The sequence below is a fragment of the Phaeobacter sp. JH20_34 genome, assembly GCF_048056095.1.
GTDB classification, from domain to species: domain Bacteria; phylum Pseudomonadota; class Alphaproteobacteria; order Rhodobacterales; family Rhodobacteraceae; genus Phaeobacter; species Phaeobacter bryozoorum.
Genome location: NZ_JAYMWT010000019.1, coordinates 234,040 through 260,602, shown reverse-complemented (window position 1 = coordinate 260,602; position 26,563 = coordinate 234,040). Strand labels below are relative to the sequence as shown.

General features: G+C 59.6%; 20 protein-coding genes and 1 tRNA gene. 20 read left to right on the top strand and 1 reads right to left on the bottom strand.

The genetic code is table 11. The features are described from left to right. Positions 1-107 precede the first annotated feature (107 nt). The 11 genes from VWZ81_RS14445 to VWZ81_RS14395 all read left to right on the top strand — a co-directional run bounded on the left by VWZ81_RS14445 (position 108) and on the right by VWZ81_RS14395 (position 14,633). A complete protein-coding gene (locus VWZ81_RS14445) occupies positions 108-983 on the top strand; it encodes a branched-chain amino acid ABC transporter permease (protein WP_416543407.1) in 876 nt (291 codons plus the stop codon). Between the two features lie 4 nt (positions 984-987). After that, a complete protein-coding gene (locus VWZ81_RS14440; protein ID WP_260082436.1) occupies positions 988-2,073 on the top strand; it encodes a branched-chain amino acid ABC transporter permease in 1,086 nt (361 codons plus the stop codon). Next, positions 2,070-2,837 carry an ABC transporter ATP-binding protein gene (locus tag VWZ81_RS14435; RefSeq protein WP_340544166.1) on the top strand — a complete coding sequence of 256 codons (768 nt, stop codon included), beginning with the start codon at positions 2,070-2,072 and terminating at the stop codon, positions 2,835-2,837. The genes VWZ81_RS14440 and VWZ81_RS14435 overlap by 4 nt, the downstream gene beginning before the upstream one ends. Continuing rightward, the gene (locus VWZ81_RS14430; RefSeq protein WP_340544168.1) at positions 2,837-3,610 is read left to right on the top strand and encodes an ABC transporter ATP-binding protein; all 774 of its coding nucleotides are present in this window, start codon (positions 2,837-2,839) and stop codon (positions 3,608-3,610) included. Before VWZ81_RS14435 ends, VWZ81_RS14430 begins: the two co-directional genes overlap by 1 nt. 31 nt (positions 3,611-3,641) lie before the next feature. Then, a complete protein-coding gene (locus VWZ81_RS14425) occupies positions 3,642-5,585 on the top strand; it encodes an AMP-dependent synthetase/ligase (protein WP_416543406.1) in 1,944 nt (647 codons plus the stop codon). Positions 5,586-5,630: 45 nt separating this feature from the next. Then, on the top strand, positions 5,631-6,791 hold the full coding sequence (locus VWZ81_RS14420) for an ABC transporter substrate-binding protein (protein WP_416536374.1): 1,161 nt from the start codon (positions 5,631-5,633) through the stop codon (positions 6,789-6,791). Between the two features lie 152 nt (positions 6,792-6,943). Continuing rightward, positions 6,944-7,861, top strand: coding sequence for an MBL fold metallo-hydrolase (locus VWZ81_RS14415; protein ID WP_416543405.1), 918 nt, complete (start codon positions 6,944-6,946; stop codon positions 7,859-7,861). Between the two features lie 395 nt (positions 7,862-8,256). Then, positions 8,257-9,921, top strand: a complete 1,665-nt coding sequence (locus VWZ81_RS14410) for a tetratricopeptide repeat protein (protein ID WP_340544173.1) — start codon at positions 8,257-8,259, stop codon at positions 9,919-9,921. A gap of 142 nt (positions 9,922-10,063) precedes the next feature. Then, on the top strand, positions 10,064-11,059 hold the full coding sequence (locus tag VWZ81_RS14405) for an NADPH:quinone reductase (RefSeq protein ID WP_416543404.1): 996 nt from the start codon (positions 10,064-10,066) through the stop codon (positions 11,057-11,059). A 130-nt stretch (positions 11,060-11,189) separates the two neighbouring features. Next, positions 11,190-11,264 (top strand) — tRNA-Gln (locus tag VWZ81_RS14400). Positions 11,265-11,642: 378 nt separating this feature from the next. Continuing rightward, positions 11,643-14,633 (top strand): Hint domain-containing protein, encoded by a 2,991-nt coding sequence (locus VWZ81_RS14395; RefSeq protein ID WP_416543403.1) that lies wholly within the window; start codon positions 11,643-11,645, stop codon positions 14,631-14,633. 35 nt (positions 14,634-14,668) lie between these two features. Here VWZ81_RS14395 and VWZ81_RS14390 read toward each other — a convergent pair whose 3' ends face one another. Beyond that, positions 14,669-15,682, bottom strand: coding sequence for a LacI family DNA-binding transcriptional regulator (locus tag VWZ81_RS14390; protein ID WP_416537147.1), 1,014 nt, complete (start codon positions 15,680-15,682; stop codon positions 14,669-14,671). Between the two features lie 264 nt (positions 15,683-15,946). Here VWZ81_RS14390 and VWZ81_RS14385 point away from each other — a divergent pair, with 264 nt between their 5' ends. The 9 genes from VWZ81_RS14385 to VWZ81_RS14345 all read left to right on the top strand — a co-directional run bounded on the left by VWZ81_RS14385 (position 15,947) and on the right by VWZ81_RS14345 (position 26,535). Beyond that, entirely contained in the window at positions 15,947-17,248 is a 1,302-nt protein-coding gene (locus VWZ81_RS14385) for an extracellular solute-binding protein (RefSeq protein WP_416543424.1), read from the top strand. A gap of 75 nt (positions 17,249-17,323) precedes the next feature. Further along, positions 17,324-18,205, top strand: a complete 882-nt coding sequence (locus VWZ81_RS14380) for an ABC transporter permease subunit (RefSeq protein ID WP_340544181.1) — start codon at positions 17,324-17,326, stop codon at positions 18,203-18,205. Positions 18,206-18,215: 10 nt separating this feature from the next. Next, positions 18,216-19,097 carry an ABC transporter permease subunit gene (locus VWZ81_RS14375; protein ID WP_416536387.1) on the top strand — a complete coding sequence of 294 codons (882 nt, stop codon included), beginning with the start codon at positions 18,216-18,218 and terminating at the stop codon, positions 19,095-19,097. 12 nt (positions 19,098-19,109) lie between these two features. Continuing rightward, on the top strand, positions 19,110-20,156 hold the full coding sequence (locus tag VWZ81_RS14370) for an ABC transporter ATP-binding protein (protein ID WP_416536388.1): 1,047 nt from the start codon (positions 19,110-19,112) through the stop codon (positions 20,154-20,156). Continuing rightward, entirely contained in the window at positions 20,153-21,154 is a 1,002-nt protein-coding gene (locus VWZ81_RS14365; RefSeq protein WP_416543402.1) for an endonuclease/exonuclease/phosphatase family protein, read from the top strand. The genes VWZ81_RS14370 and VWZ81_RS14365 overlap by 4 nt, the downstream gene beginning before the upstream one ends. Positions 21,155-21,292: 138 nt before the next feature. Next, the gene (locus tag VWZ81_RS14360; protein ID WP_416543401.1) at positions 21,293-22,375 is read left to right on the top strand and encodes a bifunctional transcriptional activator/DNA repair enzyme AdaA; all 1,083 of its coding nucleotides are present in this window, start codon (positions 21,293-21,295) and stop codon (positions 22,373-22,375) included. A 108-nt stretch (positions 22,376-22,483) separates the two neighbouring features. Next, positions 22,484-24,004 carry a 2,3-bisphosphoglycerate-independent phosphoglycerate mutase gene (gene gpmI, locus VWZ81_RS14355; protein ID WP_416540755.1) on the top strand — a complete coding sequence of 507 codons (1,521 nt, stop codon included), beginning with the start codon at positions 22,484-22,486 and terminating at the stop codon, positions 24,002-24,004. Further along, positions 24,001-25,185 carry a murein hydrolase activator EnvC family protein gene (locus tag VWZ81_RS14350; RefSeq protein ID WP_340544189.1) on the top strand — a complete coding sequence of 395 codons (1,185 nt, stop codon included), beginning with the start codon at positions 24,001-24,003 and terminating at the stop codon, positions 25,183-25,185. The genes gpmI and VWZ81_RS14350 overlap by 4 nt, the downstream gene beginning before the upstream one ends. Positions 25,186-25,188: 3 nt before the next feature. Then, entirely contained in the window at positions 25,189-26,535 is a 1,347-nt protein-coding gene (locus tag VWZ81_RS14345; RefSeq protein WP_340544191.1) for a S41 family peptidase, read from the top strand. The last annotated feature ends 28 nt before the right edge of the window (positions 26,536-26,563 follow it).

The window sequence follows — 26,563 nt, the reverse complement described above, 5'->3', positions numbered from 1 at the left end:
CTCTACTCTGGGTTTAATCGCAGCGGCGTTTTGGCTTGAGGAGGTCTGAAACGCATAGGACCTGCGCAAAAAAGAAAAGCCGCCTTGAACGGGTGGGGGAGGACAATTTGGACGGAGTGCAGCTGCTGGTCAGCGGGCTCGCGAACGGCTGTGTTTACGGTCTGATCGCGCTTGGCTTCGTGTTGATCTACAAGGCGACCGAGGCGGTCAATTTCGCTCAGGGCGATTTCATGATGCTTGGCGCCTTCGTTACGCTGGGACTGACCAATGCTGAATATCTGGACTTACCCTTCTGGGTCGCGGCACCGCTGTCGATCGCAATCATGGCCGGGCTTGGGTATCTGCTTGACCTGCTGATCCTGCGTCATCTCTTTGGGCAGAACCAGACGGCGGTTGTCATCCTGACGATCGCGCTGGGCTTTGTCATTCGCTTCTTTGCCGGTGCGATCTGGGGCCACGAGCCACAGACGCTTGAGAGCCCGCTGGCGCTGGGAGATGTACAGCTTGCCGGCGTCGTTCTGGGGCTGGCCGATATAGCGGTGATTGTTGTCACGGTGCTGTTGACCTGGTTGCTCTACCAGTTCTTTCAGCGCACCAAGCTGGGTCTGGCCATGCAGGCGGCCAGCCAAAACCAGATGGCGGCCTATTTCATGGGCATTCCGGTCAGGCGGGTGCAGGGGCTCATCTGGGGGCTCTCGGGAGCGACGGCGGCTGTTGCGGGAATCCTCTTTGCGTCGAAGGGCGCGATTGATCCAAATGCCGGGCTGCTGGGCATCAAGGCCTTTGCTGCGGCGGTGATCGGTGGCTTCGGCTCGCTTCCGGGTGCGTTGGCGGGCGGGTTGATCGTCGGCGTTATCGAACCTTTTGCCGCGCGTTACCTGGCGGCTGGCTATTCGCAGATTGCTCCTTATGTGCTGTTGCTTGCGGTGCTGGTCTTCCGTCCGCATGGTCTGTTCAGCCAAGTGCGCACAAAGAAGGTATAAGGCGATGCGGATTCAGTTCAAAACCAGCTACGACCACGACATCCGCCTGTTTCCTGACCGTCATAGCCTGCTGGTTTATGGTGCGTTGATTGTGCTGGCGCTGGCTTTGCCACTGCTGATCAACGAATTCTACATCGGCGAGGTCACCAATGTTCTGATCTGGGCGATTGCCGGGCTGGGGCTGATGCTGCTGACCGGCCAGACGGGACAGGCCAGCCTTGGCCATGCTGCGTTTCTGGCGATTGGCTGCTATGCCAATACCATCCTGATTGAACAGGGGGTGCCCTTTGTTCTGGCGTTCCCGCTGGCAGGGGTCCTGACCGGGGTTGTTGGGGCCATCATCGCCATTCCGGCCCTGCGATTGCACGGGATCTATCTGGCGATTGCTACCATTGCCCTGTCGATCCTGGCCGATGACATCATCGTTCTGCTTGAACCCTGGACCGGTGGTGTGTCGGGCAAATTTCCTGACGTGATCCGTCTCTTTGGGATCGAGATTGAACGCTGGACCATGCCGGTGCGCTTTTACTATCTGGTTCTTGGTGTCACGGTGATTTCAACGCTGTTTTACCGCAATCTATTACGGTCACCGCTTGGCCGGGCCTTTGCAGCGGTGCGCGACAGTGAAGTCAGCGCCACAGCGATGGGCGTACATATCGCCCGGACCAAGGCAACCGCCTTTGGGCTGAGCTGCATGATCACCGGTTGGGCCGGGGCGCTGATGGGCTATTACGCCGGTGCCTTTAACAATGAGACCTTCTCTCTGGTGATCTCGATTACGCTGCTGATGATGATCGTGATTGGCGGGCTGGGATCAATACATGGCGCGTTTTTTGGCGCGGTGGTGGTCGCCTTTCTGCCGCAGGGGCTGTCGATCCTGAAAGACAGCGTGCTCGGCAGCGGGGTTGCCATTCCGGGTCTGGAAACCGGCGTCTTTGGCATGATCCTGATCCTGTTCATTCTGTTTGAGCCGATGGGCCTCTATGGACGCTGGCTGAAGATTCGCATCTGGTTCGAGCTGTTCCCCTTCGCACGCAAGGATATGTTCCGGCGTCAGAAATCCTATCTCAAGACGGAGCGCCTCAGATGAGCCTGTTGGAGATTGAACATGCCACGTTGAAATTCGGTGGCGTTGTGGCGGTGAATGATCTCAGCTTCTCGGTTGAGGAAGGTGAGGTCTATGCCATCGTCGGGCCAAATGGGGCGGGTAAGTCCACCGTATTCAACCTGATTTCCAGGTTCTACCAGCCACATTCCGGCCAGTTCCGCTTTGATGGGCGTGACCTGTTGCAGTGCAACGCGGATGCGGTGGCGGATCTGGGCATTGCGCGGACGTTTCAGAATATCGAGTTGTTCGATCATGCGACGGTGCTGCAGAACCTGCTGGTCGGTCGGCATCGTCATCGGCGCACTACCCTGATCGAAGAGCTGTTTTTTGCGCCACGTGTCCGGCGCGAGGAACGGTTGCACCGGGCTGCTGTTGAGGAGGTCATCGATTTCCTGGATCTGCAAGCCTACCGCAACAAGATGATTGCCGGGTTGCCCTATGGCATCCGCAAGGTTGTTGAGCTTGGCCGTGCATTGGCCTCGGGGCCGCGGCTTTTGCTGCTGGATGAACCCGCCTCCGGCCTATCGGTGGAGGAAACCCAGGATATGCGCTGGTGGATCGACGATATCCGCAAACAGATGGGGATCACTGTCCTGATGGTGGAACACGACATGGGTCTGGTGTCCAGCGTGTCGGACCGCGTTCTGGCCCTCGCCGATGGCGCGAAACTGGCCGAAGGCACCCCGGCTGAAGTGCAGGCCGACCCGGCTGTTATCGAAGCCTATCTGGGCGCGGGGGCGGTGTGATGGGCGCGGCCTTGCTGGACATTCGCAATCTTGAGAGTTTCTACGGGCCGATCATGGCCATTCGCGGTGTTTCGCTATCGGTTCAGGCCGGGCAGATCGTCACGGTTCTGGGCGCCAATGGCGCTGGAAAATCTACCCTGCTGAAGACGATTTCGGGTATCATGGATCCTGAGAAGGGCACGGTCAGCTTCGACGGCGAAGAAATCCAAGGTGAGGAACCGCATCGGATCGTCCGCCGGGGCATCGTACATGTGCCCGAGGGGCGCGAGGTCTTTCCGTTGCTCAGCGTTGACGAAAACCTGACCCTCGGGGCCTATACCCGCCGCGATCAGGCCGAGATCGAGCGCGACCGCCAGATGGTGTTTGATTATTTCCCCATCCTGGCTGAGCGGCGCCATCAGGAGGCTGGCACACTGTCAGGCGGTCAGCAGCAGATGCTGGCGATCGGGCGTGGGTTGATGCTCCGTCCGCGCATCATGCTTCTGGATGAACCAAGCCTTGGCCTGTCGCCACTGCTGGTACAGGAAATCTTTGGCATCCTGAAGCGGCTGAACCGCGATGAGGGGGTGACCATGATGCTGGTGGAACAGAACGCGCGGATCGCGCTGGAGTTGGCGCATGTCGGCTATGTCATGGAAATCGGGCGTATCGTCATGGATGGCAGCGCCGACCGGCTGATGGACAGCGAGGATATCAAAGCGTTTTACCTCGGCCATCAGGAGGCCGGGCAGCGCAGCGAGAAACGCTGGAAGCGCAAGAAGACATGGCGCTGATCGGCGCGACTGAGATCAACTAGGGACCTGAATGGATGCGAGGACAGCGGTGACACAGACAGCGTCGGCGGCAGACATAACAACACAGGCGGGCGGCGATGCGGCCCCGCTTCCTCAGGTTGAACTGAACGGCGCCAGCTACAATGCCACGCCGGGGCAGCGGCCCGTCATGGTCGATGGCTGCGATACCGTGGCAAAATTGTTTTCGCTGCGCTGTCATCAACTGGGCAAACGGACGGCTCATCGCGAAAAGGATATGGGCATCTGGAAGGCCTATTCCTGGCAGGACTACTGGGACCATGCGGAAAAGATCGGCCTGGGCCTGATGGCGCTGGGGCTCGAGCGAGGTGAAGTTGTTTCGATCCTGAGCGAAGACCGCAAGGAATGGCTCTATCTCGATATGGGCATCCAGGGCGCCGGGGCCATTGCGTCTGGCGTCTATACGACAGATTCCGCCCAGCAGCTGGCCTATTTGATCAATGACAGCGGCAGCCGGTTTCTGGTGGTGGAAAACGACGAGCAGCTGGACAAGTTCCTGGAGATCGAAGCCGAGGTCCCGCATCTGCGCTGGGTTATCATTCTGGAGCGCGACGGGCTGCATGATCTGGAGCATGACAGATGCCTGTTTCTCGATCAGCTTTATGATCAGGGCGCGGCCTTCAAGATGGCAAATCCAACCGCTTTCGAGGACGCGGTGGCCCGGTCGCGGCCAGATGAAACCGCGCTGCTGATCTATACGTCGGGCACCACTGGCCTGCCCAAGGGCGCCATGTTGAGTCACGAGAACATCCTCGCGACGATGGAGTCAGGCGCGCGTGCACTGGAATGCTACGCCACGGATGAGCAGCTCTGTTTCCTACCGCTCTGCCATATCCTTGAGCGCAACGTCTCCGTCTACCTGCCAATGGCGGCCGGCAGTACGGTGAATTTCGCCGAAAGCCCGGAAACCGTTTTCGACAATATGCAGGAAGTGTCGCCGGCCACCTTCTTTGCGGTGCCGCGTGTCTGGGAAAAAGTCTATTCCCGCGTTCTGGTCCTGGCGCAGGAGGCGACCTGGCTGGGGCGCTGGGCCTTTGGTCGGGCGGTCGCTGCGGGGGCTGCGCGGGCCGAGTATGTGCTGGCCGCAAAACCCGTCCCTGCGGGTATCGCCCTGCGCTATCGGATCTGGGATATGCTGGTTCTGCGTAATCTGCGCCGAATGCTCGGGCTGGACCGGCTGCGCCGGGGCGGCACCGGGGCGGCACCGATTTCGCCTGAATTGCTGCGTTGGTATTGGTCGATTGGCGTGCCGCTGATCGAGGGCTACGGAATGACCGAAAACGCAGGACTTACCGCGGCAAACCGGGTGTTGTCGCATCGGCCGGGCACTGTTGGCCAGGCCGTGCCGGGCGTTGATATTCGTATCGCGGCGGATGGGGAAATTCAGCTCTGGGGGCTCAACAATTTCCAGGGATATTGGCGCAAGCCTGAAAAAACGGCTGAGACCTATACCGAGGACGGCTGGCTGCGCACTGGCGATGTCGGGCGGCTGGACGAAGATGGGTTCCTGACCATCACCGGGCGGATCAAGGACATCATTATCACCGCTGGCGGCAAGAATATCACACCGGCTGAAATCGAAAGCCGGTTAAAGTTCAGCCACTATATTTCCGACGCAGTGGTGATCGGTGACCGGCGCAAATTCCTGACCTGCCTGATCATGATTGATCAGGAAAACGTCGAGAAATTTGCGCAGGATCGGAAAATCCCGTTTAGTGATTTTGCCTCGCTCTGTGCTGCGGAACCGGTGGTTGATCTGATCCGGGGTGAGGTCGATGCGGTCAACCGTGATTTCGCGCGTGTCGAGCAGATCAAGGATTTCCGTCTGATCAACGTTCTGCTCACGGCCGAGGATGACGAGCTGACCGCGACCATGAAGTTGAAACGTGGGCTGGTGGAGAAAAAGCACAAGAACCTGATCGACCAGATGTACTGACAAACAGGCGCATCCGCGCCGGGGGACACAAGGGAGTAAGCGCAGATGAAGAGATGGACAGCGGGCTTTATCGGGGCCGCACTGGCGGCGGGGCTTGCGCCTCAGGCGATGGCGCAGACCCAAGGAGTGAGCGACAGTGAAATTGTGCTCGGCTCGGTCAATGACCTGAGTGGAATATTTGCCGCTGTTGGTGTGCCGGCCGTAAACGGCGCCAATTTGCGGTTTGACGAGGCCAATGCCAATGGCGGCATTCACGGCCGCCAAATTCGTTTCGTGGTCGAAGACAATGGCTATCAGATTCCGCGGGCCATGCAGGGCTACAATAAGCTTCTGAATCGCGATCAGGTCTTTGCAATGCTCCTGTCGTTGGGAACGCCCATGAATATCGCAGGGTTCAAATTGCTGGATCCGAAAGGCATTCCCAATATCAGCCCGCTGACAGCTGCGCGTCAGATGTTGCAGGAGCCGATCGACAATAAGTTCATCGGGTTTTCCAGCTATTACGATCAGGTCCGCGCCGGTGTGACCTATCTGGCGGAAGAATTCGATGCGAAAGAAGTCTGCTCGATGTATATCCCGTCGGATTTCGGCAAGGAGATCAAGGAGGGCAGCCAGGATGTTGCTGCCGAACTAGGGCTGAGTTTCGCTGCCGAGACGACCCATAAGCCGGATGAGCTGGACTTCGTCGGTTCGTTGACGAAGCTGAAGTCCGAAGGATGCGATATCATCACCATGGCTCTTGGCGTGCGGCAGGGGATTACCGTGGTTGGCACCGCCAAGAAACTGGGCTGGACCGAGGCGAAATTCCTCAACACCTCCGCCGGTTTTCTTGAGGTGGTGGCGGCGGTGCCCGGCGGCGTAACGGAGGGGCTCTATGCTGCGGCTGGCTGGGCTGACCTGATCGCGCGGGCTGAGGACGACGTTCCGGCGAAGTTTATGGCGGATTACGAAGCAAAGTTCGGCCAGCCCGCCGGTGGCTTTGCCATGCTCGGGTATAGTGCAGCCAATACCGTGGTGAATGCGCTGGAGGCCGCAGGCCCCGATCTGACTCATGAAAGCTTTATCAAGGGGATGGAAAGCCTCGATTTCTTTGATGCCTTGACCGATACCCAGATCACCTATGGGCCGGATGACCATAGGGGCGCCGATGTCATTGTCATCTCGGTGGTAGAGAATGGCGTCTGGAAAGAGCTGAGCCGGAAATAGGCGACCGCCTCGAAAACAAAAAGGAAAAAGCCGACAGGTTTCTATCTGTCGGTTTTTGCTATTCTTGGATCAGGCCCTCTATCCGGCGTATTGGGCTTCATTTTATGCACATATTTGAATATTATTACTCTTGCGGAAGAGGGAGTTGAACCATGGCAGTAACAAGACGGCATTTTGTGCAGGGGTTGGGGGCCGGGCTCGCGCTGGTGCCCTTCGGGCGTGTTTGGGCGGAAACCAGAGTGTCGCTCGGCGCAGCGGAGCTGCTCAGCCTCTCAGATGGCCGAATGCAGTTGCCACCCTCTTTTCTGTATGGGGATCTGGAGCCATCTGCGCTTGCGCGTGTCCTTGCGGAGCATGGGATGTCTCCTGATGAGCCGCTCACACCGGAGGTGAATGTCACGCTGTTGCGCGACAAGGATCACATCATTCTGTTTGATACCGGTGCGGGGCCCGCCTTTCAGGATGGGACTGGACAGCTGCCCGATGCGCTAGCTGCCGTGGGGATCAGCCCGGAGGATGTCACGCATGTGGTGTTCACGCATTGCCATCCTGACCATCTCTGGGGCGTTCTGGATGATTTCGACGAACCGCTCTTTAGCAACGCTCAACATATGATGGGGCGCAAGGAATGGGACTACTGGTTTGATCCTGCAACCGTGGGGTCAATCGGCGCGGCGCGTGAGTCCATGGCGGTTGGCGCACGCCGACGTCTGGAGATCCTTGCCGATGGTATCACCCTGTTCGATGATGGCGCCGAGATCCTGCCAGGTGTTGCTGCACACGCGACCTTTGGCCATTCACCCGGCCATATGTCGTTTGAAATTTCAGGTGGGACGGATAACGTGATGGTGCTGGGTGATGCGATCACCAATGCACATGTCAGCTTCTCCGAGCCGGGCTGGGAAATCGCATCCGATCAACTCCCGGCCCCCGCGGCCAGGATGCGGCAAAAGCTGTTGCAGCGGCTGTCATCTGAGCAGCTGATGGTTGTAGGGTATCACCTACCGAATGGTGGCGTGGGTCGTGTCGATACTGTCGGCAGCGGGTATCGGTTTATATCTGAAAATTAATCAAAACAATCATAGGGTGCATTATTTCGCATCCGTATCCGGTCTCCCGATCAATGACTGTTAGAGAACGGCGTCGGATGTGACGGCTATTCCGCCTGCGCGGCTCGGCTGTCCTGACACCGGATGTGCAGTTTCTCCATCTGGAGGAGGCAATATATTGCGGCTGTCGTCTCATTCAGCCGTGGTCAATAGCTGGATGCCGATCAGTAGTTTGGATGCTGGAGGGAATACTCCACAAGTGTGCGTTATCCAAACATACTGAAATCCTTTAGGTTGTATTATTTGTGATGACTTTTATTGATTCTTGTGAGATGGTTAATGAGTGGGTAATCAATTCGGTCGGAGTTGGGGTTTATAGGTTCCGGTTGTATTGCTAGAGGTAATGGGTTTGGGATATGGAAAATAAACTTAGAATTCGCCATTTTGGCGCGTTTGGAGTTTTTCTGCCCGACGGAGACAGTCTTCTCCTCGGCTCAAAGCACCAGGCACTGTTGGCACTTTTGTCTACTGCAGAAGGCGGTGTGCGAACACGAGCGTTTTTGGAGCGTACCCTGTGGAGTCTGGCCCAGCCAGAGCAGGCGAAGGCCAGTTTGCGAACCGCGCTCTCGACTCTCCGTCGGCATCTTGGAAGCGAATGTGCGTCCTTTCTGTCCGCCAATCGAGAGCGCGTGGTCCTGGATCTGTCGAAAATCGAAGTAGATGCAGACCCTGCCAAGGGCGATTTCATGGAAGGCTTTGAGCTGCCGCATGAAACGACATTTGCGGTCTGGTTGGAACAGCAGCGCAATGAGCTGACGCGCGCCGATGCCCGCAATCGGGCCGCCACGGGCATGCTGCGTGACTACAGCCGCGCCGTATTGGACAGCCTGTTGCCGCCGATCGCCGTTCTGCCGTTTGTGCACCGCGCGCCGGGGGATGCAAAATCTCCGCTTGGGGCATTGCTCTCGGAGGAGTTGGTGCGCCACCTGTCGCGCAGCCATGCCTTTTGCGTCACGTCATATCTGGCGTCGCGGCAGTTCGATCCGCATCAGATCCGCCCTAGCGAAGTCTATTCGATGGCGGGTGCCAGCTATCTTGTATCGGGGACCGTCAATGTTACGGGCCAGACCTACCGTTTGCAGGTTGACCTGCATGACGCCGAGCGGGAGCGGGTCATCTGGTCGCGAGACTTCACCGAAACCCTCGCGATGCTGACCAATGGGTGCAGCATGGCTTTGCGAGATGTTACCGCGCAGATCGGCTGGACCGTGGTCGGTGAAGCGGTGCGTTTGGTTGGCTTCAGGCCACTGTCCAAACACGATAGCCATACCTTGCTGATGGCGGCGATCGCGCTGATGCAGGACATGCAGATGCCGCAGTTCAACCAGGCGCAGGAAATCCTCGCAGTCCTGCTGGAACGTGAAGTGCAGCACCCGGTTGCCCTGACGTGGATGGCGATGTGGCATGTGATGCGCGTGCAGAAAGGTTTCTCCACGGATCGTCAGCTTGACGCGCATCTCGCCAACCAGCTGGTGGCAGCGGCACTTGCCCAGGATCCGACGTTCTCTCTGGCACTGACGGTGCGGGGGCTGATCGCCAGCCACCTGATGTTCCGGTTCGATCTGGCGCAGGATTCCTATGACCTCGCACTGAAGGACAATCCGAACGAAGCATTGGCATTGCTGCTGAAGGGCACAACCCTTGCCTATCAGAACCAGCCGGAGGATGCGGTAAGGCTGACGGATGCCGCACGGCGGCTCTCTCCGCTGGGACCGCAGCGCTATTACTTCGATTCATATTCAGCGACGGCCAATCTGGGCGCGCAGAATTACGAGCGTGCAGTCAACCTGGCAGACCGGTCCTTGCAGGCCAACCCGACCTTCCCGGCAACGTTACGGACCAAAGCCATCGCCCTGCAGGCATTGGGGCAATCGGACAAGGCGCGGGATGTCGTGAAATCGCTGCTCACCGTGCAGCCGGGGTTCAACATTGCACGTTACGAAAAAGATCACGCGGCATCCAATGCCCCCTTCGGCAAGGATTGGAGCAAGGCGCTGCGGTCAGCGGGTGTGCCTGCCTGAGCGGTAAAAATCCATCGGGCGGACCATCGACCCGGTGAGAGCAGTGGAGACGCGGGGGCTTGCAGGCCTGCCGTGTCTTCGCTCATCTACGGGGGCAGCAGAGGGTGTGCATCGCGCTCGCCAGCACGAAGAGGTCCCTATCATGAAGGCAGTCACCTATCGCGCGTTTGGAGCGGCAGAAACCGTCCTGCAGCTGGAAGACCTGCCCGATATCGCACCGGGGCCAGGTGAGCTGCGTGTGGAACTGACCTATTCCGGCGTAAACCCCTCTGACGTGAAGGCGAGGGCCGGCGCCCGCGCCGGAGTGACTGAGCTGCCCTATCCGGTGATCATTCCCCATAGTGACGGGTCGGGCGTGATTGCGGAGGTCGGCGAGGGTGTCGATCCGGCGCGTATCGGGGAGGCCGTCTGGATCTGGAACGGTCAGTGGCAGCGGCCGTTCGGGACCGCCGCCACCTCCATAACGCTGCCGGCTGAGCAGGCTGTTCCGCTACCGGAAGGGCTTGACCTGAAACAGGGCGCGGCTCTGGGGATCCCGGCGCTAACGGCTGCTCATGCGGTGTTCTCGGGTGGGGATGTCACCGATCGAACAGTGCTCGTTCAGGGCGGTGCCGGCACCGTTGGTCTATTGGCCGTGCAGCTGGCCAGATGGGGCGGGGCGCGGGTGATCGCGACCTGCGCATCTCACGCGGCGGACCGGGTCCGGCAGGCCGGAGCTGACGCCACCCTGGCCTATGCCGACGGGGACCTGACAGAGCAGATCCTGGCGGCAAATGATGGTCGCCACGTCGACCATATCGTCGAAGTTGAGTTTGGTGCGAACTGTGCCGTCGACACCGAGGTCATTGCACCAAATGGTCGGGTAACGGCCTATGGGTCGGCGCAGCAGATGACACCGCAGCTGCCGTTCTACCCGTTGATGTTCAAATCGGTGACGCTGGAGATGATGCTGGTCTATCTGCTGCCGCCCGTGGCCCGTCGTGCAGCGATCAAACGTATCGAACATGCCGCAGCCGCTGGGGCGTTGCATCTGCCCATCGCTGAGGTTTTCGATCTGGTCGACACCGCCAAGGCGCATCAAGCCGTCGAACGGGGGCATCGCGTCGGCTCCATCCTTGTAAGGACCGGAAGAGATTGAGAAACCCAGCACCAGAGCTGAGTATTTCCGGGTCAGAACAGACCAGCCAAAGGGAAGCATGAAAACTGCATTTTTTTCCAAAAATCCTCTTGCACCTGCTGAAATCTGGCATTAGACACCCGCTCACCGATGGGGTGTGGCCAAGTGGTAAGGCAACAGTTTTTGGTACTGAAGATCGTAGGTTCGAATCCTACCACCCCAGCCATTTATCCACATATTATGATGCTTTTTAAGGGTCTGGCTCCTCTGGCCACAGTTGGCGTATCGGTGTGGCCAACTGATACCTCGCGGCATATTCGTCTTTAGGTGAAGACCGAGGGGAGGCGCGCTCTACGGTTGTAGTCTCGCTCTGTTCAGCTGCGATATCCGTGCTGAATGCCTCTGGTGCTCGTCAAATCAGAATGGATAAGAGGCAAATACTATTTAAATTTTAATATATTTTACAAAGCAGTATCGATTTTCGGACCGTTGCAAGCCCTGTATTCATTTTGTTTCAACCATAACAGCCTAACCTGATGCACCCGTCGAGACGCGGCAGGCCCACCGGCGCGCACTCGAGGAACGGTAGACTCGGAGGCTGGCCATGACGGTTGGGTATCTTGTCACTCTTGGCGACGGCACACTGGATGCCGGCGACGGGATTTCTGCGAACCAATCCAACTTTACTTCAGCCGACGTCATCGGGACTGGCAGCTGGACCTGGAGCGGTGTCTATCAGGGCGACGGTCAGACCTACTCAAACATCAGTGACACTGGCACCTATCACTATGGAAGTGACGGGAATGTCTATTTTGTTCCAGATACTTGGTACACGACCAGCGGATCCGGCAGTGCGACGACGATCCCTGCCAATTCGATGTCGGGCACATCGGGTAATGACGCAATCAACGGCGACGCCAATGACAATGTTATCTATGGCGGTGATGGTGATGACTACCTGACCGGCTCCTCGGGCGATGACATTATCTTCGGCGGCGAGGGGAACGATAACTACGATACCGATACCGGCAATGACACCTTCTACGGTGAGGGCGGAGATGACTGGGTTGCAATCTATGACAACATGGATGGCGAATCGCTCTACGGTGGCGAAACCGGAGAGACCCTGGGCGATATGCTTGAGGTCTACGGCGATTATGCGGGTGTTGATGTCAACGTTACCTTTACCGGCGATGGGGACGGAACCGTCACATTTGCGGGGCAGACGGCCTATTTCTGGGAGTTTGAGCGGTTCTATCTCCATTCGGGAGACGACACGCTGGACGGCTCTGCGGCGACTTCGGCGCTCAACGTGCAAACCGGCAGCGGTGCCAACAGTGTTACGGGTGGGGCTGGTGATGACACGATATCGACCGGCGCGGGAGCGGATGTGGTCGACGGCGGCGCAGGCGACGATCTTGTCTGGGGCGGGGTAGGGTCCGACACGGTTGACGGCGGCGCCGGGGCCGACAGGCTCTTTGGTCAGGACGACAACGACCTCATCTACGGTGGCACAGGGTCTGACACCATCGATGGGGGCTTGGGCGACGACACGATCTACGGGGGTGAAAACCCGGCAACCTCGGTCGGCGGAAGCAATACCGCAGGGAACACCTATACGGTCATTCATCTTGGGACGGCGTCCGAGGTCGACAGCGTCGAGGGGAACGCCGCCAACGAAAACCCGAACGCTCTACTGGGGACATACGGGAGCGCGGGGGCCGAGCTATATAACAACTTCCAGACTGCCATCGCGTCAGACGATAATGCGAATACGCGCATCGACTTCGATGACGAAGCCGCGCCGGAAACGATCAATATCAACGGTGTAGACAAGCTCGTCGACACCGGCATGGTCTATAACGCAACGGTAACGTTCACCGACGGCACCACCGGGACGTTCACGGCTGTGGTCATCCAGACCACGGACGGCCACGTCTACATGATGCCGGAAGCCTCGAACAACGCCGAGAACGTTCTTCTAACCAGCAAGACGATCGAGAGTATTTCGCTTGATAGTGTTGTTGTCGGCTACTCAAACGTCACCGCAACCCGGGTAGATGCCGACTATGCTCTGCCGGGTGACACGGATACCTCGGGCGACAGCATCATTGGCGGTGCCGGCGCAGACGTCATCTATGGCGGTGCCGGGAATGACACCATTGCGGGCGGAACCGGCGCTGACAGCATAGATGCCGGGGACGACGCGGACCTCATCCTTCTCCAGGATGGCTTCGGCAACGACACCATTGTTGGTGGTGAAGGGGGCAACGACAGCGATACGCTTTCCATGTCGAGCCTGACCGGGCCAGTGACTGTGACCTATACCGGCGACGAGATGGGGACGATCACCAACGGAACCGATACGGTCAGTTTCTCGGAGATCGAGCGTCTGAACCTGACCGAGCAGGCCGATGTCGTGAATGCCAGTGCGGATAGTGCCGGGGTCGATATAGATGCTCGAGGCGGTGACGACACCATAACCGGCGGCGCGGGTGCCGATTCCATCAAGGGCGGCAGCGGCAGCGATTCCATCGTTGCCGGGGCTGGTGCTGATACGATTGTCGGCGGCATTGGCGACGACACCATTCGGCTGACTGCGGATGCAGATCGCGATCAGCTGGTGTTGGCCGATGGGGCGGGATCCGATCTGATCTATGATTTCGATCTGACGGACAGCGGTGACGGGACCACGGTTGATCAGCTGGATGTTTCAGGGCTCACCAATTTGGCTGGAGATCCAGTTAAAATCGGTGATGTCGTGGTGACCGATACCAATGGTGACGGGACCGGCGATGCGATCATGACCTTCCCCAATGGGGAGAGCATCACATTGGTCGGGGTGCAGCGGTCGCAGGTGGACAACGGGCCCGAAATGCACGCGATGGGCATACCCTGTTTTACGGCCGGGACGCTGATCCAGACGCCAACCGGGCGCGTCAAGGTCGAATACCTCAGCCCCGGTGATTGTGTCAGCACAATGGGGGCGGGTGCCCAGCAAATCCTATGGGTTGGGGCATCGTCGTTCACCGCCACGCGCAAGCGCCTATCGGAGGCGCTGATGCCGGTGCGACTGGACCCGGACGCCTTTGGAGGTGAGCGGGCGCTGCTTGTTTCGCCTCAGCATTGCGTCCTGATGAAACAGCGCAGTAGCGGGCGCCCGGTGCATGTGCGCGCCAAGCATCTGGCACAGGTAACCGGATTTGCATCGTTCGCACGGGAGGTGACGCAGGTTACCTATGTTCATGTACTACTGAAAAAGCACGAGAATATCCTGTCGAACGGAATCCCCAGCGAGACGTTTTATCCCGGCCCTATGGCGGTCTCCACGCTTGGCCCGGCAGATCGCCTGGGACTGTTTAAATGCCTGCCGCAGCTGATCCTCCATCCGGTAGAGCAGGCTTATGGGCCTCGTGTTCTGCCCGTTCTGACACGCCGGGAGGTGCAATCACTGGCCCGCGCCGGAGACCTGGTGCCCTGGCTGATCGGTGACATATCTCGGCACCCGCCCGCGGAGCAGTGGGCCGAGACGGGCGGCTGGCAGGCAATGTATTCGCCGCGGTACAGCTTTCAATCCGGCGCCGCAGCAGGGTAGGCAGTCGTCTCACCCTATCAGCTGTGTGGACATGGTCAGTGGGTGTCGCGCAGGATCATTTCTGCGTCCAGCCTCACCGTTTCTTCGGGGGCCTGCGGGTAATCCAAGCGCCGCTCCAGGCAGCGCAATACGGCGGCAACCATGCCGTCAATCGGGTTTCGCAACGTGGTCAGTCGTATGGTCGGCCAACGGGCCATTTCGATGTCATCAAAACCGATCACCGAGACGTCGTTGGGAACCACCCGACCGGCATCCCGCAGCGCACCGAGTGCGCCGATGGCCATGGCATCATTAGCACAGAATATCCCATCGAAATCAGTCTGTTCCAGCAGATTGCGGGTGGCGAAATATCCGCTCTCGGTGGTGTAGGTTCCGGTGATCTCCCCCGCCAGTGTGATGCCTTTGGCCGTCAACCCGGCAAGCAGTCCGCTGCGGCGTTCAGCGGTCGCGCCGAATTCCCCCGGACCGCCCACCATCGCAACCCGGCGACGGCCGCGTTGCGCAAACAGATCCGCCGCCATCTGTGCGGCTTCGTGGTTGCGCAGACAGATGTTGTCGACGCCCTCTGCTGCGATGATTCGGCCAGAGGCGATGACCGGGATATGCAGTTTGCTACAGAGTTCGACGATTTCGGTCGCAAGACTGCCGCTACGCAGGATCATCGCATCAAGCGGATAGCGGAGCACCTGGGTCACCGCATCGCGGGCATGGTCGCCACCACCGGCGATCACCACCGGCCATTTGCCCGCGGCATTCAGGCCGGCGATCAGGGCAGAGGTCGCCTCCTTGTCGTATTCATTGCGCATCTCACCGGCGAAAACCGCAACCAGATTGGAGCGCGCCCCCTGCAGACTGGCGGCCAGCGCATTGGGCTGGTAGCCGAGTTCATGTGCCGCCAGCAGGATCCGTTCACGTTTTTCTTGATCCAGATAGGCGCCCTCGGTGAAAGCCCGAGAAACAGCCGAACGCGAAACGCCAGCGATTTCAGCCACATCTGCGGCTGTTACCCGGGATTGGCGTTTGCCGCCAGCTGACCCTTGTCGCTTCATCTGTCGTCCCTTTCGGGCGTGATGTTTTTTTTGTGAGACACCGAAACCCTTGACACAACCGTTACATAGCGCCCCTATATGAACACGTGTGCAGTTCTGGTGCAACGGACAAGCTCCTGGCAAAAGACACAGGGCGGAAAGACGCAGCGAGCCGCACAGGCCTAGGGGAGGCCATTTCAAAAAACACCATCGGTGGCCGTTTTCGGCTGCCTTGGACAATTGAATCGTTGGCCCGATTGGGCAACGGCAGACCGGAGACTGATGATGAAGCGTATTACGTTTACGACCGCTGCGACGCTGGCTTTTGCTGCAAACGCTGCGTTTGCCGAAACCGAGATCACCTGGTGGCACGCAATGGGTGGCGCGCTGGGCGACACCGTCAACCAGATCGCATCCGACTTCAACGCGAGCCAGGATGAGTACAAGATCACCCCGGTCTTCAAGGGCACCTATGAAGAGACCCTGACCGCAGGCATCGCTGCCTTCCGCGCAGGCGAACAGCCGAATGTGATGCAGGTGTTTGATGCTGGCGCCGCAACCGTGATCGGCGCCAAGGGCGCGACCATTCCGGTTCAGGATCTGCTGGCCAACAATGGTGTTGAATTCGACATCAACGATTACATCGCCGGCGTGCGCTATTTCTACGCCGACAGCGATGGCAAGATGATCGGCATGCCGTTCAACTCCTCCACGCCGATCATGTATTACAACATCCAGGCGCTGGAAAAAGCGGGCGTTTCCGCGCCCACGACCTGGGAAGAGTTCCAGACCGTCACTGCACCAGCGCTGAAAGAGGCAGGCTATACCGCCCTGTCGCAGTCACATCTGCCCTGGATCTTCACCGAGAATTTCCACTCGCGCCACAACCTGCCGTTTGCCACCAACAACAATGGCTATGATGGGGTCGACACCCAGATCCTGGTGAACAACGACGCGATCAAGGCACATTTCACAGCTGTCACCGACTGGCAGAAAAACGGCTACTTCGAATGGTTCGGCACAGGTTGGGGCGACAACCAGACGCCGTTTGAAGAAGGCAAGGTTGCGATGTGGCTGGGCTCCTCCGGCTCCTTCGGTGGTCTGAGCAAGAAAGACCTGCCGTTTGATTTCTCCGCGACCATGCTGCCCTATTGGGAAGCCGTGACAACAGAGCCGACGCAAACCTTCATCGGTGGCGCCTCGCTGTTTGCCATGGCGGGCCATGATGCCGAAGAAAACAAGGCAACTGCTGCGTTCTTCGACTTCCTGACCTCCGCCGAGGTTCAGTATTTCTGGCACAAAGAAACCGGCTATGTGCCGATCACCGAAGCCGCATATGAGATGGCAAAGGCGGACGGCCATTATGACCGCGCCCCTGCGGCCGAGGTCGGCATCCAGCAGCTGTCGCTGGCGGCTGGTGACAACACCAAAGGCTATCGCATGGGCTTCTACGTACAGATCCGTGACGTGATGAACCGCGAATACGGTCGCATCCTGACTGGTGAAACCTCGGTTGAAGACGCCTTCAACGCGATTGAGTCCGAAGCCAACAACCTGCTGGCCCGTTTCGCCAAGACCCAAGGCTAATCGCGGGGAATTCCCCCTTACCTGTGACGGCCGCAGCCCCTGCGGCCGTCACGCATTACAACGAAGAGGCACACCGTGAAACGCGCCGGATTCTCGACCAAGTGGATGCCGATCCTGCTGCTGATGCCGCAGCTCGTCATTATCGCTATTTTCTTCTATTGGCCCGCCTGGCACGCAATCCAGTCGTCCTTTTACCTGCAGGATCCGTTCGGGTTTGGCTCTACCTTTGTCGGTCTGGAAAATTACACCGATCTTATGGGGAACAGTGAATATCGCCGCGTTGCGGTTTTCACGCTTGTATTTACGGTTTTGGTGACCTTCTTCTCGCTTGCGATTGCACTGTTGCTGGCGGTGAAGGCGGACAATGTCCTGCGCGGCGCACGCACCTATAGGACCCTTCTGATGTGGGTCTATGCGGTCGCCCCGCCGGTTGCCGGCTTCATTGGTCTGATCATGTTCGACCAGAGCTGGGGACCATTGACGCGGCTTGCCGGTTTCTTTGGCTGGGACTTTGTTCTGGGCGTGAACTTCAACGATACCGCAGCCGCGATGGTTCTGGTCTCGGTCTGGAAACAGATTCCGGTCAACTTCATCTTCTTCCTGTCCGGTTTGCAATCCATCCCGCGTTCCGTACGTGAGGCGGCTCTGATCGACAACGGATCGGCGACCAGCCGGTTCTGGGATGTGACGTTCCCGCTGCTTGCGCCGACGGGCTTCTTCCTCCTGATCATCAATATCACCTATGCCCTGTTCGACACCTTCGGCATTGTCGATACACTGGTGAAGGGCGAGCCGGGCAACAATCCGATGACCCTTGTTTACAAGGTTTATGTCGATGGTTTCCGTGGCAATGACCTTGGCGGTTCCTCGGCACAGTCGGTGATCCTGATGGTTCTTGTCCTCGCGCTTACGGTCTTCCAGTTCCGGCTGATTGACCGTCGGATCCACTATACCTGAGGGGGCTGACATGGCTGACCAAACACCCGTTCAAACGCCGCGCCGCTCCATCAACTGGGGGGCCGTTGGCGACCACACCGTTCTGATCCTCGGCTCGCTCTTCATGCTGGTGCCGCTGATCATGGTGGTGATGACCACAACCGTGCCGGATGTGGATATCATCAAATACGGACCGCAGCTGAAGATCGGCGACCAGTTCGACGAGAACTTCAACAAGGCGATGTTCGAGGCCTCCGGCTTTTCCGGGGCCAACACCGGCACGCGGATGCTGTTCAACTCCTTTGTTCTCGGCATCGGCTTTGCGCTTGGGAAGATCCTGATTGCGATGATGGCGGCCTATGCCATCGTCTATTTCCGCCTGCGGTTTGCCACGCTGGCATTCTGGGTGATCTTCACCACGCTGCTGCTGCCGCTGGAGGTCCGTATTCTGCCGTCCTATGAGGTGGTGCAGCAGCTGGGCATGCTCAACACCTACCAGGGTCTGATCATCCCCTTGATTGCGTCTGCAACCGCAACCTTCTTCTTCCGCCAGTTTTTCCGGTCTGTGCCGGAAGAGCTGGTCGAGGCTGCGCGCATTGATGGGGCTGGGCCGGTGAAGTTCTTCATCGATATTCTGGTGCCGCTGTCGCGGACCATGATTGCGGCCATGTTCATCATCATGTTTGTCTTTGGCTGGAACCAGTATCTCTGGCCCACCATGATCACCACCGAAGAGGACATGTATACGCTGGTGCGGGGGATCAAACAGATCACCCAGACCCTCGAAGGCACCAATGTCCCCGAATTCGGTCGCGCAAATCTTCTCGCCGTGATCGCCATCCTGCCGCCCGTGGCAGTCGTCATTTTCTTCCAAAGCTGGTTCGTCAAGGGCCTGACAGAATCCGATAAGTAAGGACTTCAAATAATGGCTCAGGTTTCCCTGAATTCTGTACGCAAGGTCTACCCCAATGGGGTCGAGGCCGTCACTTCCTCCAGCTTCAAGATCGAGGATGGCGAATTCGTCGTCCTGGTCGGCCCATCGGGCTGCGGCAAATCCACGTTGCTGCGCATGATTGCCGGTCTGGAGGATATCACCGAAGGCACGCTGGAAATCGGCGACCGGGTGGTCAACAATGTCGATCCGGCGGATCGCGATATCGCGATGGTGTTTCAGAACTACGCGCTCTATCCGCATATGACGGTGCGCAAGAACATCGCCTATGGCCTGAAGAACCGCAAAACCCCCGAGGCTGAGATCAAGCAGAAGGTGGCCGAGGCCGCCAAGATGTTGAACCTTGAGGAATATCTGGACCGCAAACCCTCGCAGCTGTCCGGCGGCCAGCGCCAGCGGGTTGCCATGGGGCGCGCTATCGTGCGCGATCCGGCGCTGTTCCTGTTCGACGAACCTCTGTCGAACCTTGATGCCAAGCTGCGCAACCAGATGCGGATTGAGATCAAGGCCCTGCAACGCCGTCTGGGCGTCACCTCGATCTACGTGACCCACGATCAGGTTGAGGCGATGACCATGGCGGATCGCATCATTGTCCTGAACGGTGGCCGGATCGAACAGATTGGCACCCCGTCTGAGATCTATCACAATCCGGCGTCGGTCTTTGTCGCCTCCTTCATGGGCGCGCCACCGATGAACCTGGTTGATGCCACGATCTCCGATGGTCAGGTCACCCTGCCGGATGGTGTGGCGATGGGGGCACTGGATGGCGCCGCATCAGGTGCCGTCAAGCTCGGCATCCGCCCCGAGGATGTGCAGCTGGTCAGCGAAGGTGGTATTTCGATCAACGTTGAACTGATCGAAGAACTGGGCGCACATCGCCTGCTGCATGGCCATCTCGGCGGGCAGCCGTTCACAATCCACGTCCTGAAGGACATTCCGGTTGATCCCGGACCCCATCAGATCTCGGTGGATCCGGCGGCGATCTGCCTGTTTGACGCAGAAAGCGGCAAACGCAGATGACCGAGGTCCTGGACAGTCTGCCGCCGGTTTCCCCCGAGATGCAGGCCCGGATCAAGGCAGCGCCGCGCACTGCAGAGGCGCATCGCGCGCTCATGGCAGAGGTGCCGGCGATGGCCGCCTTGCAAGGCGGTGGTAAGGGTCATCTGGAGGCGCTGGCCTCCTCGGTGTCGGTTGTGGCCTGGAACGTCGAGCGCTGCCTTTTTCCTGAGGATACCGCGGGCCACATCCACCCGCTGGCGCCGCAGGTTATCCTGCTGTCAGAGGTCGACCATGGCATGGCGCGTACCGGTCAGCGCCACACCACCAAGGAGATGGCTGCCGCACTCGACATGGCTTATGTCTTTGGTGTGGAATTTCACGAGTTGGATCTGGGTGGACCTACAGAACAGGCGTTCTGCACCGATGATTTCAATCTGTTCGGCTGGCACGGCAATGCCATCCTGTCGGCGGTCCCGCCGGAACGGGTGACGCTGATCCGGTTGGATGATCACGGGCATTGGTTCGCCTCGGATGAGGTGCCGGCTGACCCGGACCAGCCGCGCCTTGGTGGCCGCATGGCGATTGCCGCGGTTCTACCGACTGAGGCTGGACCGATCTGCGTGGTTTCCACCCATCTGGAGAGCAACGCCGACGCAGCCCATAGGCATCAGCAGTTTGACAGGCTGCTCCGCGCCATCGACGCATTTGCGCCGGATATGCCGGTACTGATTGGCGGTGATCTGAATACAGGCAATCACCTGCCGCCTGATTTCGACTGGCAGCGCGAGACGCTGTTCGATCTGGCCCGTTCCCACGGCTACGACTGGAGCGCGACCCCGGATGGTGTCACCACCCGCCCCAGTCTCATCACGCCGCATCCTGATCGGCAGATGAAGCTGGACTGGTTCTGCACCCGCGATATGCGCGCGACCGAGAGTCGGCTGCTGTCTTCGGTTGATCAGAATGGTCGCCCGTTGTCTGATCATGATGCCGTCTGGTGCCGCGTCGTGCTCGATTGATGCGGGCACTGGCCTGATCCATTGACCGGGCGGCATGTGTCCGGCCGGTCAAGGCCCTGAGGTGCTATACGCCCGCGGTATTAAAATACACGCCTGATTATCGGCGGCAGGTCTGCGGTCGCGTGATAAACAGGGCGCATGTTGTTTGATCTTCCTGACCACGAAGCGCTCTATCAGGCGCTGCTGAACCGCGATGACCGCTATGACGGGCAGGCCTATGTCTGCGTGGCCACGACCGGCATCTTCTGTCGCCTGACCTGTCCGGCACGCAAACCTAAGCGGGAGAACTGCCAGTTCTTCGGCAGCGTCGGCGAATGTATCGAAGCCGGGTTCCGGGCCTGCAAACGATGCCACCCGCTGCGCCCGATGGCAGAGGCCGATCCGGCAGTGGCCAGCCTGTTGGCCGCCTTGGATCAACGCCCGGAGCACCGCTGGAGCGAGGGCGATATCCTCCGCATGGGTCTTGATCTCTCCACGGTCAGGCGCAGCTTCAAGCGGCAGTTCGGCATGACCTTTCTTGAGATGGCGCGCCAGCGCCGTCTTCGCGAAGGCTTCACCGCGCTGTCAGACGGCGGCAAGGTCATTGAGGCACAGTTGGATGCGCAATTCGACTCTCCCAGTGCGTTTCGTGCGGCCTTTGCCCGGTTGCTGGGCAGGGCGCCCGGCAGCCTGACCCGCGAAGGCCTTTTGCTGGCCGATTGGATCCCGACACCGCTCGGCGACATGATCGCAGTCAGCAGCCGGACTGAGTTGCACCTGCTGGAATTTGTGGAGCGCAAGGCGCTGAAGGGCGAGCTGGACAAGCTGCAAAAGGCGGTGAAGGGCGATCTTGGTATTGGTCCGACACCACCCGGAGAGCAGATCCGTGCGGAACTGGACGCGTTCTTTGCCGGGATCTCCGCCCGGTTTGAAACGCCGCTGGCCTATCACGGGACACCTTTCATGCAGCAGGTCTGGGATGCTCTGCGCCAGATCCCGCCCGGCGTGACGCGTAGCTACTCGGAGATCGCGCGCCAGATCGGACGTCCAGAGGCGACCCGCGCTGTTGCACGCGCCAATGGTGCCAATCAGATCGCGCTGGTGGTGCCCTGTCACCGGGTGATCGGGGCTGATGGGTCGCTGACCGGTTACGGCGGCGGTCTTTGGCGCAAACAGCGCCTGCTCGATATCGAGCGGCAGTATCGCGCGCCCGTCCGGCATACCGCCAGATCCTGCAAGTAAGGGCGGGAAAGGGCGCCCGGATGCCCTGCAAAGGCCTATCGGCGGTTTCCCAAGTCCCGGCAAATCTGTAGAAGGCGGTAACGCCACTCAGAGCCGGAGCCTTAAACCATGTCGACGCCCAAACCTGTTGTTCTGTGTATCCTTGATGGCTGGGGTAGCGCCGATCCGGGAACCGCCAACGCGCCCTATCTGGCCAAGACGCCGACGCTGGACGAGATTGCGAAGACATGCCCGACAGCACGGTTGATCACGCATGGGCCGGACGTCGGCTTGCCGACCGGGCAGATGGGGAACTCCGAGGTGGGGCATACCAATATCGGTGCTGGTCGCGTGGTGGCGATGGATCTGGGCCAGATTGATCTCGCAATCGAGGATGGCTCATTCTTTGACAATGACGCGCTGCAAGCCTTCATTGCGAAGATGAAGCAGACCGGCGGCACGGCCCATCTGATGGGGCTTGTTTCGGACGGTGGCGTGCACGGCCATATCACCCATATCATTGCGGCGGTGAAGGCGATCCGCGATGCCGACGTCCCTGTCTGGCTGCATGTGATGACGGATGGCCGCGACGTGGCTCCGAAATCTGCTGCCGGTTTCGTCGCTGCCCTGCAATCGGAACTGGCGGCTGGCGCGCGCATCGCAACAGTGACAGGCCGTTATTACGCCATGGACCGCGACAATCGCTGGGAGCGGGTCAGCCAGGCCTATGACGCAATGATCCATGCCAAAGGCCAGCACCGGGCAGCGACAGCGGAGGCTGCTATTGAGGCCAGCTATACCCGCGAGGAGTTCGACGAGTTCATCAAGGCGACAGTGATCGAGGGCTATGATGGCGTGAAAGATGGCGATGGCCTGTTCTGCCTGAATTTCCGCGCCGACCGCGCCCGCGAGATCCTGCGTGCGATTGGCGAGCCGAGCTTTGATGCTTTTGACACCGGCGCACGCCCGGATCTTGCGGCGCTGCTTGGCATGGTGGAATACTCCGAAGGCCACAACAGCTATATGCAGACCGTGTTTCCCAAACGGGCCATCGTCAACACCCTGGGGGCATGGGTGGCAAAACAGGGCAAGCGCCAGTTCCGTCTGGCCGAGACCGAAAAATACCCGCATGTGACCTTCTTTCTCAACGGTGGCAAAGAGGATCCCGAGGACGGCGAAGATCGCGCGATGCCGAAATCGCCGCAGGTGGCGACCTATGATTTGCAGCCGGAGATGTCGGCGCCAGAGGTGACGGAGCGATTTATCGAGGCTATCGAAGCGGGGTATGACCTGATTGTCACCAATTATGCGAACCCGGATATGGTGGGCCATACCGGTGATCTCGACGCTGCGATCAAGGCCTGTGAGGCCGTGGATCAGGGTCTTGGCAAGGTCGTGGCCGCGCTGACGGCGGCGGGCGGCGTCATGCTGGTCACCGCCGATCACGGCAATTGCGAGGTGATGGTGGACCCCGAAACAGGCGGGCCGCACACCGCCCATACCACCAATCTTGTGCCAGTCGCGCTGGTTGGTGGGCCGACAGGCGCAAAGCTGCGCAACGGTCGGCTCGCGGATCTGGCCCCAACCGTGCTGGAGCTGATGGACCTTGCGAAACCGGATGAAATGACTGGAGAGAGCTTGCTCGTATGAGGCCTGCGTTTGGCATCACTGGACTGTCGGTAATCCGGCGCGCTCTGCTGATATCGGCGGCGTCGCTTGTCCTGCCGATCCTGGCCGGGACTGCGGCGGCCGCGGATAATCCCGCCGCTGCCGCGCAGCAGGCCGCCAACCAGCTGGAAGCCGCGACGCTGGCCTTGCAGGACGCCGAAAGCGCGCGCGACCGGGTTGCCGCGCTGACCGAGACGGTGCGGGCCTATGAGGCGGGTCTTGCGGCGATGCGCGATGGGCTGCGTCGTGTGGCGCAGCGCGAGGGCCAGCTGGCGGCCCAGCTGAAGGCACGCGAGGACGATGTGGCGGATCTTCTTGGCGTGTTGCAGACCATTGAAACCTCGCCGCCGCCGGTGTTGATGCTGCACCCCTCAGGCCCTCTTGGCGCGGCGCGCTCCGCCATGACACTGGCAGAGGTGACACCGGCGCTTCAATCGCGCGCAACCGCACTGCGTCGCGACCTTGAGGAGGTCCAGACCTTGCGCCTGTTGCAGCAGAACGCGGCGAATACGTTGCAGGAGGGGCTTAACGGTGTGCAGGAGGCGAGGGCGCAATTGTCTGCCGCTATCGCCGACCGGACCGACCTGCCGCGCCGCTTTACCCAGGACCCGGTGCGGACGGCTATTTTGATTTCATCCACTGAAACCCTCAGCGGATTTGCCAGCGGGCTTGCTGAAATCGCCGAAGGCGAGATTGCAACGACTGATGCTGATATCAGCGCCCTCCGGGGTGAGTTGTCGATCCCGGTCGAAGGGCTGGTTCTGCGCGGCTACGGCGAGAAAGACGCCGCAGGCATCGCCCGGCCCGGCTGGCTTGTTGCGGCACGTCCGCGCGCGCTGGTGGTCTCTCCCACGGCGGCAACGATCCGCTATCAGGGGCCGCTTCTGGATCTTGGCAATGTGGTCATTCTTGAACCACAGCCGGAGACACTGTTTGTACTCTCCGGGTTGGCTGAGGTTTACGGCACCATGGGCGAGGTCATCCCGGCAGGAACCCCGGTTGGCCTGATGGGGGGCAAAAGCCCCGAAATCGGTGCCATTTTGTCACTAAGCGGTGAAGGGGCTGGAACTGACCGCACAGAAACGCTCTATATAGAAGTGAGAATGGACAACAGTCCGGTGGACCCCGAAACCTGGTTCCGCACCGACAAGGATGGAAATTAGTTCATGAGAAAATTTGCGATGGCCGCGGTGGGCGGCACGCTGGCAGGAATCCTTGCCACCACCTATGTAGCTGAGCCGCTTCTGGCTCAGGAAGGCAGCCGAGAGGCCAGCGTCTATGAACAGCTGGATCTTTTTGGCGACATCTTTGAACGCATCCGCGTGCAATATGTCGAAGACGTCGATGAGACCGAGCTGATCGAAGCCGCCATTGGCGGAATGCTGGCCTCGCTGGATCCGCATTCCAGCTATCTGTCGCCCGACGATGCCACCAAGATGCGGGTGCAGACCCGTGGTGAATTCGGCGGTCTCGGGATCGAGGTCACGCAGGAAGAGGGCTTTGTCAAAGTTGTCTCTCCGATCGATGGAACACCGGCGGATGAAGCCGGGATCGAGGCCGGTGATTTCATCACCCATGTGGATGGCGAAAGTGTTCTTGGCCTTTCGCTGGACGATGCGGTTGAGCTGATGCGGGGGCCGGTTGGTTCCGAAATCATCATCACCGTTGTGCGCGAAGGCGAGGCGGAGCCGTTTGACGTCTCGATCATCCGCGACACGATAAAGCTGACAGCGGTGCGGGCGCGGACCGAAGACGACACTGTCGTGCTGCGACTGACCACATTCAACGATCAGACCACGCCGAACCTGGAAGCCGGGCTGAAAAAACAGCTCGAAGAAGCCGGTGGTATGGATAATGTCAACGGGATCGTGCTGGACCTGCGCAACAACCCCGGTGGCCTTCTGACACAGGCGATCAAGGTGGCCGACAGCTTCCTCGACAGCGGTGAGATCGTCTCGACCCGCGGTCGTAACCCCGAGGACGGCGAGCGGTTTAACGCTACGCCGGGCGACCTTGTGGACGGCAAACCGATTGTGGTGCTGATCAACGGTGGATCGGCGTCTGCATCGGAAATCGTTGCAGGTGCCCTTCAGGACCATCGCCGCGCGATCGTGGTCGGCACCAAATCCTTTGGCAAAGGGTCTGTGCAGACGGTGATGCCGCTGAAAGGAGAGGGCGCAATGCGCTTGACCACGGCGCGCTATTACACACCCTCCGGGCGCTCCATTCAGGCCTTGGGTGTCTCACCCGATATCGTCGTGGAACAGCCCCGACGCACCCCGGATACCGAGGAGGAGGACGAGAAGGCCTCCGCAGCACGCCGGACCCGTTCGGAGGCCGACCTGCGCGGACGTCTGAACAATGACAGCCTTTCCGAGGATGAAATCCGCCAGATCGAAGAAGACCGCGCCAAGGCCGAGGCCGCTGCCGAACGTCGCGAAGAGGATTATCAGCTGGCCTATGCCATCGACATTCTGAAAGGCTTGTCGAAGCTGGGGCCGGAGCAGCAGTAAACACCACCTCGCAGATATGACCCATGAT